General features: G+C 47.1%; 13 protein-coding genes and 1 pseudogene. 10 read left to right on the top strand and 4 right to left on the bottom strand.

Annotated elements, in window-relative coordinates:
• From murC to lpxC, 6 genes are all read left to right on the top strand, one after another.
• On the top strand, nt 1–1,250 hold a 1,250-nt coding region (gene murC / locus ACRC27_RS05905; RefSeq protein WP_438639412.1), incomplete at its 5' end, for a UDP-N-acetylmuramate--L-alanine ligase.
• 23 nt (nt 1,251–1,273) lie between these two features.
• Entirely contained in the window at nt 1,274–2,185 is a 912-nt protein-coding gene (locus tag ACRC27_RS05900; protein WP_438622302.1) for a D-alanine--D-alanine ligase, read from the top strand.
• A gap of 2 nt (nt 2,186–2,187) precedes the next feature.
• Nucleotides 2,188–3,045 (top strand): cell division protein FtsQ/DivIB, encoded by an 858-nt coding sequence (locus tag ACRC27_RS05895; protein ID WP_438631052.1) that lies wholly within the window; start codon nt 2,188–2,190, stop codon nt 3,043–3,045.
• A gap of 4 nt (nt 3,046–3,049) precedes the next feature.
• Nucleotides 3,050–4,306: a cell division protein FtsA gene (gene ftsA, locus ACRC27_RS05890; protein WP_438622304.1), complete on the top strand. Its 1,257-nt coding sequence runs from the start codon at nt 3,050–3,052 to the stop codon at nt 4,304–4,306.
• Nucleotides 4,307–4,345: 39 nt separating this feature from the next.
• Complete coding sequence (gene ftsZ / locus ACRC27_RS05885) at nt 4,346–5,494, top strand: cell division protein FtsZ (RefSeq protein WP_438622305.1); 1,149 nt, start codon at nt 4,346–4,348, stop codon at nt 5,492–5,494.
• Between the two features lie 182 nt (nt 5,495–5,676).
• Nucleotides 5,677–6,594: a UDP-3-O-acyl-N-acetylglucosamine deacetylase gene (gene lpxC, locus ACRC27_RS05880; protein ID WP_438622306.1), complete on the top strand. Its 918-nt coding sequence runs from the start codon at nt 5,677–5,679 to the stop codon at nt 6,592–6,594.
• A gap of 144 nt (nt 6,595–6,738) precedes the next feature.
• Here the strand turns inward: lpxC and ACRC27_RS05875 are convergent, their stop codons facing one another.
• Nucleotides 6,739–7,248 (bottom strand): DUF721 domain-containing protein, encoded by a 510-nt coding sequence (locus ACRC27_RS05875; protein ID WP_438622307.1) that lies wholly within the window; start codon nt 7,246–7,248, stop codon nt 6,739–6,741.
• 271 nt (nt 7,249–7,519) lie between these two features.
• On the opposite strand from ACRC27_RS05875, the gene ACRC27_RS05870 reads away from it, so the two are divergent.
• The 4 genes from ACRC27_RS05870 (at nt 7,520) to mutT (ending at nt 12,339) form a co-directional block, all read left to right on the top strand.
• Nucleotides 7,520–8,122 (top strand): hypothetical protein, encoded by a 603-nt coding sequence (locus ACRC27_RS05870; RefSeq protein WP_438622308.1) that lies wholly within the window; start codon nt 7,520–7,522, stop codon nt 8,120–8,122.
• 115 nt (nt 8,123–8,237) lie between these two features.
• A complete protein-coding gene (secA, locus tag ACRC27_RS05865) occupies nt 8,238–10,958 on the top strand; it encodes a preprotein translocase subunit SecA (protein WP_438631048.1) in 2,721 nt (906 codons plus the stop codon).
• A 198-nt stretch (nt 10,959–11,156) separates the two neighbouring features.
• Nucleotides 11,157–11,744 (top strand): GNAT family N-acetyltransferase, encoded by a 588-nt coding sequence (locus tag ACRC27_RS05860; protein WP_438631046.1) that lies wholly within the window; start codon nt 11,157–11,159, stop codon nt 11,742–11,744.
• A gap of 190 nt (nt 11,745–11,934) precedes the next feature.
• Nucleotides 11,935–12,339, top strand: coding sequence for an 8-oxo-dGTP diphosphatase MutT (gene mutT, locus ACRC27_RS05855; protein ID WP_438631044.1), 405 nt, complete (start codon nt 11,935–11,937; stop codon nt 12,337–12,339).
• A gap of 31 nt (nt 12,340–12,370) precedes the next feature.
• Here the strand turns inward: mutT and yacG are convergent, their stop codons facing one another.
• The 3 genes and pseudogenes from yacG to coaE all read right to left on the bottom strand — a co-directional run.
• On the bottom strand, nt 12,371–12,562 hold the full coding sequence (yacG, locus tag ACRC27_RS05850) for a DNA gyrase inhibitor YacG (RefSeq protein ID WP_438639411.1): 192 nt from the start codon (nt 12,560–12,562) through the stop codon (nt 12,371–12,373).
• Between the two features lie 67 nt (nt 12,563–12,629).
• Complete coding sequence (gene zapD, locus ACRC27_RS05845) at nt 12,630–13,385, bottom strand: cell division protein ZapD (protein WP_438622313.1); 756 nt, start codon at nt 13,383–13,385, stop codon at nt 12,630–12,632.
• 476 nt (nt 13,386–13,861) lie between these two features.
• Nucleotides 13,862–14,392, bottom strand: a pseudogene (gene coaE, locus ACRC27_RS05840) (dephospho-CoA kinase); the annotation flags it as partial.
• Between the last annotated feature and the right edge of the window lie 44 nt (nt 14,393–14,436).

Raw genomic sequence — 14,436 nt, 5'->3', positions numbered from 1 at the left:
TAGGTGCCGAGATCTTCTTGCAACACAGCGCAGATAACGTGATTTCTGCCAGTGTGGTGGTGGTGTCAACCGCCATCAAAAGTGATAATCCGGAAGTAGCTGCTGCCCGTGAGGCCAGGATTCCGGTGATCCGCCGTGCTGAGATGCTCGCTGAACTGATGCGTTTTCGTCACGGTGTTGCCATTGCTGGCACACACGGTAAAACCACCACAACTGCACTGGTTTCCGGTATTTTTGCTGAAGCTGGGCGTGATCCGACCTTTGTTAATGGTGGGTTAGTAAAATCGACCGGCACTAATGCCCGTTTGGGTGCTAGCCGCTATCTGATTGCTGAAGCTGATGAGAGTGACGCTTCATTTTTACACCTGCAGCCAATGGTTGCCGTTGTCACCAATATCGAAGCTGATCATATGGAAACCTATAAGGGCAGTTTTGAGAATCTCAAACAAACCTTTATCGATTTCCTGCATAACCTACCGTTCTACGGTTTAGCTGTAATGTGTATTGATGACCCCGTTGTTCGTGAATTGTTACCACGCATCGGCAGACACATTGTGACCTACGGCTTTAGTGATGATGCTGACATTAAGATTTGCGAATATAAACAACAGGGTGCACAAGGCCATTTTGTTATTTGCCGTAGTGGACGTGAGGCATTACAGGTTAAATTAAACATGCCTGGCCGCCATAATGCCCTGAATGCAGCGGCCGCCATTGCCGTGGCAACTGAAGATGGTATTGATGATGAGGCAATTGTTCGTGCATTAGAGAGTTTTCAGGGAACGGGGCGCCGTTTTGACTGTCTAGGAGAGTTCAATGTAAACGGTGGCGATGTCATGCTGGTTGATGATTACGGTCATCACCCGAGTGAAGTGGATGTCACGATTAAAGCCGCACGAGCCGGTTGGCCTGAACGTCGCTTAGTCATGATTTTTCAGCCGCACCGTTATACCCGAACCCGTGATTTGTACGAAGATTTCGCCAGCGTTCTTTCACAAGTTGATGTATTACTGATGCTTGATGTTTACGCCGCCGGAGAAAATCTCATAGAAGGGGCAGACAGCCGCTCATTATGCCGTACAATTCGGAGCCGAGGGAATGTTGACCCTATTTTTGTTCCGGATCAGCAGGATTTACCGCAAATTTTAGGACAAATCCTAAAAGGTGGAGATCTGGTACTGGCTCAGGGTGCCGGTGATATCGGCAAAGTCGCCCGGAATTTGGCGAATATGCGCTTACAAGCGCAGTAAGCATTACGCGCAAGAGGATAACCATGACAGAGAAAGTTGCAGTATTACTAGGCGGAACATCGGCAGAGCGTGAAGTCTCATTGAACTCAGGTGCTGCGGTTGTTGAAGGTTTACGTGCCGCAGGTTTTGATGCGCATCCGATTGATACTAAAACCATTTCTGTTGCCACCTTACCGGCACAAGGTTTCAGTAAAGCCTTTATCGCTCTGCACGGTCGTGGCGGTGAAGATGGCAGCATGCAGGGCATGCTCGAGCAAATTGGTCTGCCATATACTGGTAGCGGCGTATTGGCCTCAGCACTGGCCATGGACAAAATGCGTACAAAACTGATCTGGCAGGCATTAGGCTTACCGATTGCTGAGTATGAATCTGTCACAAATTCGGGATTGGATAACGATTATCTAGCCACTATAATCGCGCGCCTTGGGTTACCACTGATGGTAAAGCCCTCTTTAGAAGGCTCGAGTGTTGGAATGAGCAAAGTATCAACGGCTCAAGAGTTGCGTCCGGCACTCGAAAAAGCCTTTGAACACGACACTACCGTCTTGGTAGAGCAGTGGCTTAGTGGCCCTGAGTTTACCGTAGCCATTGTGGGTGATCAGGTATTACCGTCTATCCGTATTCAAGCTGCCGGTGTTTTTTATGATTATCAGGCAAAATATCTGTCAGATGAGACCGGTTATTTCTGCCCAAGTGGTCTGAATGATGCACAAGAAGCAGAGATCGGTGTGCTGGCAAAAGCGGCCTATGATGCACTCGGTTGCCGAGGCTGGGGCCGCGTTGATGTCATGATGGATGATCAAGGGCGCTTTAATTTGCTTGAAGTGAATACATCACCGGGTATGACTAGCCATAGCCTAGTGCCTATGGCTGCACGTCAAGCAGGTATTGATTTTTCACAGCTCGTAGCAAAAGTTATCGGATTGGCAGTCTAATTATGGCGCAGGCCTCAATAGTCTCACGATCATCAGAAACAACCGCGAAACGCCGTACCTCGCAACGTACGGTGGCCTCCTTTTTGTGTGGCCTGCTGTTTTTTATCGCCGTGGTTGGATATGGAACGAAAGGCGTGTGGTCTGCTGTCGAATGGATGCAAGATAGTGAGCGTTTACCGCTGTCGCGGTTAGTCATAGCGGGTGAACGAAAGTTCACTACTGATGATGATGTACGCCGAGCGATCCTCTCAATGGGGCCGCTTGGCAGCTTTATTACTCAAGATGTCCACAGCATTCAGCAGCAATTACAGATGATGCCGTGGATTTCGCATGCCTCAGTGCGTAAAGAGTGGCCAGATATTGTCCATCTTGATATTGCCGAGTATGTTCCGGTTGCCCGTTGGAATGATATGCAACTGGTTGACGGAAAAGGTAAATCATTTAATGCGCCAATTGAGCGTATGGCTAACAGCAAATTACCGCTATTATATGGCCCCGAAGGGTCAGAAAAAGAGGTGCTAGATGCATGGCATAGCATGGAAAAGCTTATGCAAGATAATGGATTTCACCTTACAATGCTGGCATTAAGCCCGCGTCACTCATGGCAAGTCGGGCTCGAAGGGGATATCCGGCTTGAATTGGGGCGCGACAACCGCATGGCACGTTTAAAGCGGTTTATTGACTTGTATCCTTTGTTGCAGCAACAACCGGATAAGCGAATTAGTTATGTCGATTTGCGCTATGACAGTGGTCTTGCAGTGGGTTGGGCACCGGTCTTAATTGATCCGAAGCAGCCGATCGAGCAGGCCAGAGCAGCAAATCAGGCCACAATAAATCAAGCGAATACTAAGTCAGGTTAAACAAATGACCAAGGCGACGGACAGAAAACTGGTTGTTGGATTAGAAATCGGTACATTTAAAGTCTCCGCGCTCGTAGGGGAAGTACTTCCCGATGGTATGCTAAATATCATCGGTGTAGGCAGTAGTTCATCCCGAGGTATGGATAAAGGCGGAGTAAATGATCTTGAATCTGTCGTTAAATCTGTACAGCGAGCCGTTGACCAAGCAGAGTTAATGGCCGATTGCCAAATATCATCAGTCTATTTGGCACTATCCGGAAAGCATATTAGCTGCCAGAATGAAATGGGTATAGTGCCTATTTCAGATGAAGAAGTATCACAAGAAGATGTGGATAATGTTATTCACACGGCGAAATCGGTAAAAACAAAAGAAGAGCACCGTATTCTGCATGTTATTCCACAGGAATTTGCCATAGATTACCAAGAGGGAATTAAAAATCCCGTTGGATTATCTGGCGTACGAATGCAGGCGAAAGTGCACTTGATTACTTGCCATAACGATATGGCAAAAAATATTGTGAAAGCCGTTGAGCGTTGTGGATTAAAAGTTGATCAGCTGATTTTTGCTGGTCTAGCATCGAGTGATGCAGTATTAACGGAAGATGAGCGCGAATTAGGTGTCTGTGTGGTTGATATCGGTGGTGGTACCATGGATATTGCCGTTTACACCGGTGGTGCGCTGCGTCATACCAAAGTGATCCCCTATGCGGGCAATGTGGTGACCAGTGATATTGCGTATGCATTTGGTACACCACCAACCGACGCCGAAGCGATTAAAGTGCGTCATGGTTGTGCAATGGGCTCATTAGTCAGCCGTGAAGAGACAGTTGAAGTCCCGAGTGTGGGCGGGCGTCCTCCACGCAGTTTGCAACGTCAAACATTGGCTGAAGTTATCGAACCACGTTATACCGAGTTATTAAACTTGGTGAATGATGAATTGCAGTATCTACAAGAACAGCTGCGGCAGCAGGGCGTGAAACACCATCTTGCGGCTGGCATTGTACTGACCGGCGGTGCATCCCAAATGGAAGGGCTTGCCGAGTGTGCTGAGCGTGTATTTCACACGCAAGTGCGAATTGGCCAACCGTTGAATCTGACGGGGTTAACCGATTATGCACAAGCACCTTATTACTCGACGGTCGTTGGGTTATTGCATTATGGAAAAGAGTCGCAAATGAATGAGGAAGCCGACACTGAAAAACAACGTTCAGTGGGTGGCATGTTAAAACGCCTCAATGGTTGGCTGAAACGGGAATTCTGATTTAGACCTGCTGCAGACAGGCACAAAACGGAGAGGGTTATGTTTGAACCAATGGCAATGATTAACGACGCGGTGATTAAAGTCATCGGCGTTGGTGGCGGCGGCGGTAACGCTGTCGAGCACATGGTGCGCGAAAATATCGAAGGCGTTGAATTTTTTGCCGTTAATACTGATGCACAAGCACTGCGTAAGACTGCTGTGGGTCAGACTATTCAGATTGGCGGCGGGATAACCAAAGGTCTGGGAGCGGGCGCAAACCCAGAAGTGGGTCGTGGTGCAGCAGAAGAAGATCGCGAAGCACTGCGTAATGCACTGGAAGGCTCTGATATGGTCTTTATCGCTGCCGGTATGGGTGGCGGTACAGGTACTGGTGCAGCTCCGGTTGTGGCTGAACTGGCAAAAGAGTTGGGTATCCTGACCGTTGCTGTTGTTACCAAGCCGTTTAGCTTTGAAGGCAAAAAGCGGATGGCATTTGCTGACCAAGGTATCACCGAGCTGTCAAAGCACGTTGACTCATTGATCACCATTCCAAACGATAAACTGCTCAAAGTACTGGGCCGTGGTATCTCTTTGCTTGATGCTTTTGGCGCAGCAAATGATGTACTCAAAGGTGCAGTACAGGGTATTGCCGAGCTGATCACTCGCCCTGGTTTAATGAACGTCGACTTTGCTGACGTGCGCACCGTGATGTCTGAAATGGGTTATGCCATGATGGGCTCAGGTGTAGCAAGTGGTGAAGACCGTGCAGAAGAAGCCGCTGAAATGGCGATTTCAAGCCCACTGCTGGAAGATATTGATCTGGCAGGCGCACGCGGTGTTCTGGTTAACATCACCGCAGGCTTTGATCTGCGCTTGGATGAGTTTGAAACCGTTGGTAATACTATTCGTGCGTTTGCCTCTGACAATGCGACTGTTGTTATCGGTACATCGTTAGATCCAGAAATGCACGATGAGCTGCGAGTGACTGTTGTTGCAACGGGTATCGGCGTAGAACGCAAGCCTGATATTACGCTGGTGAGCAAGCATGCTCCACAGCAACCGGTACATGAGCGCTATGCAGCACACCAAATGACGCCGATTCAGCAAGAGCCAAAGCCAGCTAAAGTGGTGAATGAGCCTGCAATTCAGCCAACGAAAGAGCCTGATTATCTTGATATTCCGGCCTTTTTGCGCAAGCAAGCTGATTAATTAAGCAACAATTTGGAATCTCCGTCACTTGTGTTAACATGTCTGACTACGAGATGATTACTCTTTACTCTAGAACTATCCTAGCGTGCTGTTTGCATAAAGGGCAGGCAAAGAGAGTAAAAGTAGGTAACAATTAACGTAGTCAGACAACATAAGCTTGTTACGCAGACGAGATAGACAAGATGATCAAACAACGGACTTTAAAACGTGGTATTGAAGCGACTGGGCTGGGGTTACACACCGGTCGTAAAGTCACTTTAACATTGCGCCCAGCTCCGGCTAATACCGGGGTCATCTATCGTCGCACTGACTTAAATCCTCCGGTTGATTTTCCGGCTGATGCTAAATCCGTGCGTGATACCATGCTCTGCACGTGTTTGGTGAACGATGATGATGTGCGTATCTCTACCGTTGAGCACTTAAATGCAGCGCTGGCCGGTTTGGGTATCGATAACATCATCATAGATGTGGATGCACCTGAAATCCCAATTATGGATGGCAGTGCAAGTCCGTTCGTTTACCTGTTACTCGATGCAGGGATCGAAGAACAAAATGTGGCGAAGAAATTTATCCGCATTAAAGATACGGTACGTGTTGAAGACGGTGATAAGTGGGCAGAATTTGTTCCTTATAACGGTTTTAGAATTGATTTTACAATCGATTTTAACCACCCTGCTATTGATGCGGGTGCACAGCGTTTCCGTTTAGATTTATCTGCAGATAGCTTCGTCAGCCAAATCAGCCGTGCGCGTACCTTTGGTTTTATGCGTGATATCGAACACCTGCAATCTAAAGGGTTGTGTTTAGGCGGCAGCTTCAACTGCGCTATCGTGTTAGATGATTATCGCGTGTTAAACGAAGATGGCCTGCGCTACGACGACGAATTTGTGAAGCATAAAATTCTCGACTCTATTGGTGACCTTTACATGTGTGGTCACAATATTATCGGTGAATTCCGCGCATATAAATCAGGCCATGCCCTGAATAATAAGCTGCTGCAAGCGATGCTGGCACAGGCAAGTGCGTGGGAATATGTGACTTTTGAAAATGAAGCACAGATGCCACTCAAATTTGCAGCACCTTCATTGGTGTACGCATAAGCATAAACACGTAAAGCTATTCGGTTTGTCTTAGCTGACGTGTACAGTGTGAGTGCATACTACAGAAAATAAACAGGATTGTACGTAATCAACTTACGTATGATCCTTTGTTTATATAGGCTTTGTGTTTTTTTAGTGTGTTTGTTAATCCGTTTTTTTCACATCCATATTTTGCTGTGCTAATGCTGCCAGTTTTTGCAGTTTTTCTTTTAATTTAGCGGATGCCGAACTGTGGCTGGCTAATATCTGCAAATGTTCTGCGGTTTGCACACTGATTATTCTTTTCGCCTCTTCTGAATTCCCTGATTTATGCCGTGCTTGTGCGGGATCTCGCAGTGTTGCGTTTGAAATTGCCATTCTGGGATTGATTCGGTGCTCAATAGTCACTAACGTTGGCAGTGCTTGTTGGCGTAATGCAGAGAGTAATGCGGGAATTAAGTAACGTAAACGTAACGCAAAGCTGGCATTTGTAATTTCAAGGATTAAAATACTCTGGCGGTAGTTGGCAACACGGCAATGTGCATGCAGTTCTGCCGGTAGTAGTGCTTTTACCGTTTGATTAAGTTTTAACAGCGCAATAGCCCGCTGCTGTACATTTTGTAGGTGGGTTTCTGTAAACAGAGAATCCAGTGGTTGTGGGCGATGATCGCGCATAATAATTAATACCGTACAGATTATTTAGCCTGTAGTTGCATTTACGCTAAGCGGGCTAAAAGTGAGTCGCATCTGATGCCACTATGCCACCAGTCGGTAGGTGATGTCATCTTATGTCGAATGAGGTAAAACCATAGATATAGCGCGGTTTGGCGCGGTTAACTTGCTATGATGTTCGTACAATAACCCTATATACAGACAAGCTATCTTTGGTTTTTATCCCCAAACAGGTTATTTTTTGATGATGTACAACATGAGTAATCTATAGAGCATGTCGATTCTGATCCGTTGTGTACAATTTGGCCGTCGTTACCTGTGGCCGCACCTTTTATTGGGTGTGGTGGCTGCCGGTGTCGGCACGGCAAGTACTACGATGGATGTGCATGCAGATAACTCAACCAGCCAGACTATCAGCCGTTCGGCGCAACCACTGTTTTTAAATACGGCGGTGCGTTTACGCAATGAACTGATTGCACCACAGCGGCTGCCTGCTACCGGTGTGGCGTTACGGGTGGTGATTACTCAGCCTGAGCAGAGCTTACTCTCAAACTGGAATCCGGTTTCCGGTTTTTTTGCCCGCTTAGCCCGTATTCTTGCGCCGCAGGTTTTGGCTTCAGATACTGAAGTTGCATTCAGTGGCGAGCAAGGCTATTACAACGCTCATACTCTGGTGCCGACACCAGAAAGCAGTGCTGATGTTTTTAAGCCGATTTTTACGGCGGCAATCTCTTCTGATACGGTGCAGCGTTTACCGCTTGAGACTTCAGTCTCAGCGATGTTGCTGCCACCGGTTCCGTTACTATTAAGTTACATACCTTGCTTGTGGTTGGCACAAGTGCAGGGCATCCGAGCAGGCCCACAAGCTACAGCATAATCAGAGCTGTTCCCAACCGGCTTTTGTGCTGTGTTATACCGTGTGGGGTGTCTGGTTTTCATTCCGGTTATCCGGAAAAGCCATGGATTGACTTGCTATAAGATGTAATTTAACTATGTTGACGAAAGTACTCACAAAAATTTTTGGTAGCCGTAACGAACGCACTCTGCGCCGTTTGGGTAAAGTTGTTACCCAGATTAATGCCCTTGAAGAGCAATTTATTGCGCTGTCAGATGATGAGCTGAAAGCAAAAACAGCCGAGTTTCGTGCTCGTTTAGAGCAGGGCGAGGTGCTGGATGATTTGATCCCAGAAACGTTTGCGACCGTGCGCGAAGCGAGTAAGCGCGTTTTTGGTATGCGCCATTTTGATGCGCAAATGATCGGCGGCATGGTGCTCAATGGCCGTAATGTGGCTGAAATGCGCACCGGTGAAGGTAAAACACTGACCGCAACACTGCCGGCATATCTTAATGCACTGACCGGACGTGGCGTTCACGTGATCACTGTGAACGATTACTTGGCCCGTCGAGATGCCGAGACTAACCGCCCGCTGTTTGAATACTTAGGTTTAAGTGTAGGGATTAACCTGCCAGGTATGCCTGCGCCGGCAAAACGTGAAGCGTATGCGGCAGATATTACTTACGGTACAAACAACGAATTCGGTTTTGACTATCTGCGTGACAATATGGCATTTAGCCCAGAAGAGCGGGTACAACGCCCACTGTTCTATGCGGTTGTTGATGAAGTTGACTCCATTTTAATTGATGAAGCACGTACCCCGCTGATTATCTCTGGCCCTGCGGAAGACAGTTCTGAGCTGTATATTCAGGTCAATAAACTGATCCCTAAGCTGACGCAGCAAGAGAAAGAAGATTCTGAAGAGTTTCAGGGCGAAGGCGATTTCAGTGTGGATGAAAAAGCCCGTCAGGCTCATTTAACAGAGCGTGGTCAGTTGCGCATTGAAGAGCTGTTGATTGGCGCAAAACTGATGAAAGAGGGTGATTCACTGTACTCTCCGGCCAATATTTCCCTGTTACACCATGCCAATGCTGCGTTACGTGCGCATGCCCTGTTTGAGCGTGATGTTGACTACATTGTGAAAGACGGTGAAGTGGTCATTGTTGATGAGCACACGGGTCGTACTATGCCGGGCCGCCGTTGGTCTGATGGTTTGCATCAGGCTGTTGAAGCGAAAGAGGGGGTTCAAATTCAAAATGAGAACCAAACTCTGGCTTCTATCACCTTCCAAAACTATTTCCGCTTATATGAAAAACTGGGCGGGATGACAGGTACAGCCGATACCGAAGCGTTCGAATTCCAGCAGATTTATGGTTTGGATACCGTGGTTATTCCAACCAACCGCCCAATGATCCGTAAAGATATGGCCGATTTAGTCTACATGACCGAAGGCGAGAAATTTAACGCGATTATTGAGGATATTAAGCAGCAGGTAGAGGCAAAACGCCCAACGCTGGTTGGTACGGTTTCAATTGAGAAATCAGAAGCGCTTTCGCAGGCACTGCGTAAGGCAAATATCCCGCATAAAGTTTTGAATGCCAAATTCCATGCTTCAGAAGCGGATATCGTGGCACAAGCGGGTCAACCGGGTGCTGTTACCATTGCGACGAACATGGCCGGCCGTGGTACCGATATTCTGTTGGGTGGTAGTTGGAAAGCGGATGTCGAGGCAATTGAAGCGCCAACCCAAGATCAAATTGATGCGATTAAAGCGGCATGGCAAGTACAGCATGATTTGGTGGTTGAGTCTGGTGGTCTGCATATTATCGGTACTGAGCGCCATGAATCTCGTCGTATTGATAACCAGTTGCGTGGTCGTTCAGGTCGTCAGGGTGATCCGGGTTCATCCCGCTTCTATCTTTCAATGGAAGATAGTCTGATGCGTATTTTCGCCTCAGATCGCGTTAGTAACATGATGAAAAAACTGGGTATGCAAGAGGGTGAGGCCATTGAGCACCCATGGGTTAGCAAAGCCATTGAAAATGCCCAGCGTAAAGTTGAAGCACGTAACTTTGATATTCGTAAGCAGTTACTTGAGTTCGATGATGTGGCTAACGATCAGCGTAAAGCGATTTACGAGCAGCGTAATGAGCTATTGGATGCCGATGAAGTAGGTGCAACCATTGATGCGATTCGCGATGACGTTGTTGGTGCAGTAATTGATCAGTATATTCCGCCGCAATCACTTGAAGAGATGTGGGATGTTCAGGGGCTGGAAAATCGTCTGCATAATGACTTTGATCTGGCGCTGCCAATTGGTCAGTGGCTGGAAGAGGATAACAACCTGCACGAAGAGGTGCTGCGTGAGCGCATTCAGGCGGAAGCCCTGAAACTGTATCGTGAAAAAGAGGATGTTGTCGGTGAGTCAATGATGCGCCATTTTGAAAAAGGCGTGATGTTGCAAACGCTTGATACGCTTTGGAAAGAGCATCTGGCAGCGATGGATCACCTGCGTCAGGGTATTCACCTGCGTGGTTATGCGCAGAAGAACCCGAAGCAAGAGTACAAGCGTGAATCATTTGAAATGTTTACTGAAATGCTCGAAACCCTGAAGCTTGACGTGATCAGCACACTGAGCAAGGTGCGGGTGCGTATGCCGGAAGAGGTTGAGCAGGTTGAAGCACAGCGTCGTGCGGAAGCTGAGCGTATTGCTCAGAAGCAGCAGTATAGTCATAACGAAAGTGAAAGCGCGCTGACTGAAAACAGTGATGGTTCTGGTTCACTGATCCGTGCGGAGCGTAAAGTTGGCCGTAATGAGCTCTGCCCATGTGGTTCAGGTAAGAAATACAAGCAGTGTCACGGTGTTTTGCAAGGCTAAATGAGTTAAATCTCAGTGAACGAGATACCCGTGTGGTGGCATAACGCGGGTATTTAATTTGAGAGAAAAAGGGGGGATTACGTGAGTAATACCCCTTTTTTGTATTAAAGATATCGAAACTTTATTTAATAGTGGTTCTTAGGTAAGTGATATCAAATAATACTTCCTTTATTTTGGGTGATATTGGAGTGTTTTTTTATGGCGATTGTTAATGCTATGGTATCGGTTAAGCCCTATCAGGAGCTCGATGATAGTATTAAATTTGATATTAATGCATTGATACATCAGGTTTGGGGCGACACACTTTCTGATCCAGAAGATTTCATTTCTTCTCCGCATAATATTGAGTATCACCCATACTCTTGCACTGTCTATGCTAACGGGATGTTAGTCAGTTATGCGGCGATTCTTACTTTTCCGGTGACTCATCATGGTATTACCTTTCTGGTTGCCGGATTGAGTTGTGTTGCAACGGCCCCTGGTTTTGAACGCCAAGGTTTCGGCTGTTTAGCGGTGAATGCTGCAACTCAGCATATACTTGCTAGTCAGGCTGATATTGGATTATTCACTTGTGACCCGCCATTACAGGCATTTTATGCTCGGAGTGGGTGGCAGGTACAAGAGGATTTGCGGTTGATTAGCCATTTAGGTACAGGGGCATTGTGTAGTCGTGAATTGGGAAAAGTTGTTTTGCTTAAATTGGTATCATCTTTCGCCCAAACAAAAGCAAATTTGTTTTGTGATGATACATTGAATCTTGGATTGGGAAGCGGGCAGTTTATTTAATCTTTGTTTTGATTTCTCTAGTCAATGACCAGATGGAATAATGTTGTTTCTTTTTTGATCTGATATCCCGAATATGTTGCATTGCCTTTGACGGTATTTTTATCCCAATAATAAGTCAGGTTGCAGTGCAGTTTGCTTACAGGTAGGTTGAGCAGTGCGTGCTAATAAGCAGCTTTTTGAGGAAGTAAGCGTGAAAAAACAGATGCATGTTGCGGTGGGAATTATCCGCAATACCGAACGTGAAATTTTTCTGACCAAACGTAAGCCCGATACTTTTTTGGCTGGTTATTGGGAATTTCCTGGTGGGAAGTTTGAAGCCGGCGAGTCGGCACAAGAGGCGTTAGCCCGTGAGCTGCACGAAGAGGTGGGGATTGAGGTTATACAATCAGTACCGTTTGATAATGTCAGCGTTGAGTTTGATGACCGCGTGGTGCATTTACATTTCTTTTTGGTCGAAGATTATCAAGGAGAACCGTTCGGACGTGAGGGGCAGCGTTCGGCGTGGGTTGCTCAGCAAGATCTGATTGCCGAACGTTTTCCTGAGGCGAATGCGGCAATAGTTCAGACATTGCTGGCTGAAGTTGCCGCAGATTAACGCAATATTGTATCGAAATATAGCAGCAAGATTAGCCGTTTTCGCTCCAATCTTCAGCATTGGAGTGATCTTCTGGCCCCGGAATACGTTTTTCCTCTTCCGCCCATTCACCCAGATCAATTAATTGACAGCGTTTACAGCAAAATGGGCGGTAGGGGCTGTTTTCACTCCACTCAACAGCGGTTTGGCAGGTTGGGCAGGGAACATAGAGTGGCTGAGTCATCGGTTTTTCTCTTTTCGGTTACACGGATATGCCATAGCGGATATCCGATATTCAATACAGTAAAAATTTAGCAGCAGGCCAGTTCAAACGGCAGGTGCTGTGGCACTTCACCGTGCTCACTGTCGAGCGGTAAAAAGCGAATCGCGTAGCGGCTTTTGTGCCCCGAAACTTGCGGGTAGACCATAAAATCAAGTTGCAGACGAAGACGCAGCATTTCAGCATCACCGCCATTATCCTGATAAAAACCGGCATTGGCACTGCACGGGTTAAACATTGCGGTCTGGCGGATCAAGTTTAATATCAGACGCAGTGGGTTTCGTAGTGTATCAAGGGTCGACATCCAGTGAATAGCTTGCTGCTCTTTTTGTGGATGAGGCAGGTGTAACCACAGGTGTAGTGTGGGTAAATCAAAGCTACAACTGCCGCCCGGAATGCTTAAACGCTGACGAATCGGATTAATAAAGCGATCATCACGCAGAGCCTGCCCTAAACGCGGGGCATTGAGTAAATCAGTATAATGCTGTTTTAACTGGGTACGTAGACCTTGCAACAGGCTGAGGTCAACCCCTGGTGTATCAAGGAATTGCCCTAGTTTTTGTTGTTGGCGTTCGAGATCTTTGAGCAGATCCGTTCTCACCTCACCACGATCAAGTACATCTAGCAGATCGGCAATAGTTCGGAAAAAGACCATAGATTGTGCGGTATCGGCTAAATGCTGATTATCATCGAGTTGTTGCAGCAAATATTCTATGCGTAACCAAGCTCGCATCTTCTCATTCAGGGGTTGTTCAAAAATCACTGAACGGGTTGAGTCATTTGTCATGGGTCTGATTCATTGAGAGTTAGAGAGTCGTTACGCTGAATACTAAGTAATAATCTCAGCAGCGTCTATATCGGCAACCTATTGATTCGCACATATCCGTTATAACCGGAATCTTTTACTGAGAGGCTCATGGCGGCTATTTCTGCTATTTGGCGTAAGTGCACACCGGAAATATGATTCAGTAGTTGAACCTGTATCTGTGGTTTGCAGTTTAAAATCGGCTGTTTACTGGCTTATTGTTTGAGGGCTTGCTGCTGAACCGTTCGGTGTTGAGCTGCCAATTCCAGATACTTTTGGTGCAATAGGGCAACCTGAGCAGACAATGAGCCCCGATTTGGTATTTGTAGGGAAAGCAGATCTGATTTGGCGTTGCGGCTCTTAGGAGCGTTATTACAGTGGCAGTCTTGATTGCGGTCTTTTTGGCTATCAGCATGTTGCTCATGCTTATCATTGTGATAACTGTCGTCATGGTTATCACCGTCATTATCAATAATATCATCAGCCACTGCCAAGCGTGCACTGCGTGAGGCTTGTGCCCGCAGAATTTGTCGGATTTGTTGCTCAGAGACTTGATCGCGCAGCAGGGTACGTTTGATCTGAGTTTCAGGGCTGACATCGACCACTAAGACACGATTAGCCAAGCCACAGAGGTTGTTTTCAACCAGCAGTGGAACAACCCACAGTGCGTAGGGTGAGGTTACTGCTGCTAACTGATGTTGCATTGTTTGACTGATCAGTGGGTGCAACAACTGATTCAACCACGCTTGTTGTTGTGGATCGGCAAAGACTATCTCGCGCAGCACTGCACGGTTTAAGCTACCATCGGGTAATTGCACCTGTGTGCCAAAATGAGCAATGATGCTACCCAGTGCCGGAGAGCCGACTTCCACGACTTCACGGGCCACGATATCAGCATCTACCAAGGTGATGCCGTGCTGTGCAAACAGGTTAGCAACGGTCGTTTTGCCACTGCCGATGCCTCCGGTAATGGCGACTGTGTAGGTCACAGGTTGCTCCGTAAATAGGTTATAGGGATGATTAGGCTGGCAGT

Origin of the sequence: Plesiomonas sp. (assembly GCF_051650925.1) — a bacterium.
Taxonomy (GTDB): Bacteria; Pseudomonadota; Gammaproteobacteria; order Enterobacterales; family CAMTGL01; genus Plesiomonas.
Note: the sequence above shows the minus strand (reverse complement) of the source record. Positions and strands in the feature narration are given on the sequence as shown.

What these genes read in the sequence shown, in the direction of transcription:
- ACRC27_RS05900 (WP_438622302.1), top strand. Translation starts at nt 1,274, where the DNA reads ATGACAGAGAAAGTTGCAGTATTACTAGGCGGAACATCGGCAGAGCGT.
- ACRC27_RS05895 (WP_438631052.1), top strand. Translation starts at nt 2,188, where the DNA reads ATGGCGCAGGCCTCAATAGTCTCACGATCATCAGAAACAACCGCGAAA.
- ftsA (WP_438622304.1), top strand. Translation starts at nt 3,050, where the DNA reads ATGACCAAGGCGACGGACAGAAAACTGGTTGTTGGATTAGAAATCGGT.
- ftsZ (WP_438622305.1), top strand. Translation starts at nt 4,346, where the DNA reads ATGTTTGAACCAATGGCAATGATTAACGACGCGGTGATTAAAGTCATC.
- lpxC (WP_438622306.1), top strand. Translation starts at nt 5,677, where the DNA reads ATGATCAAACAACGGACTTTAAAACGTGGTATTGAAGCGACTGGGCTG.
- ACRC27_RS05875 (WP_438622307.1), bottom strand. Translation starts at nt 7,248, where the DNA reads ATGCGCGATCATCGCCCACAACCACTGGATTCTCTGTTTACAGAAACC.
- ACRC27_RS05870 (WP_438622308.1), top strand. Translation starts at nt 7,520, where the DNA reads ATGTCGATTCTGATCCGTTGTGTACAATTTGGCCGTCGTTACCTGTGG.
- secA (WP_438631048.1), top strand. Translation starts at nt 8,238, where the DNA reads ATGTTGACGAAAGTACTCACAAAAATTTTTGGTAGCCGTAACGAACGC.
- ACRC27_RS05860 (WP_438631046.1), top strand. Translation starts at nt 11,157, where the DNA reads ATGGCGATTGTTAATGCTATGGTATCGGTTAAGCCCTATCAGGAGCTC.
- yacG (WP_438639411.1), bottom strand. Translation starts at nt 12,562, where the DNA reads ATGACTCAGCCACTCTATGTTCCCTGCCCAACCTGCCAAACCGCTGTT.
- zapD (WP_438622313.1), bottom strand. Translation starts at nt 13,385, where the DNA reads ATGACAAATGACTCAACCCGTTCAGTGATTTTTGAACAACCCCTGAAT.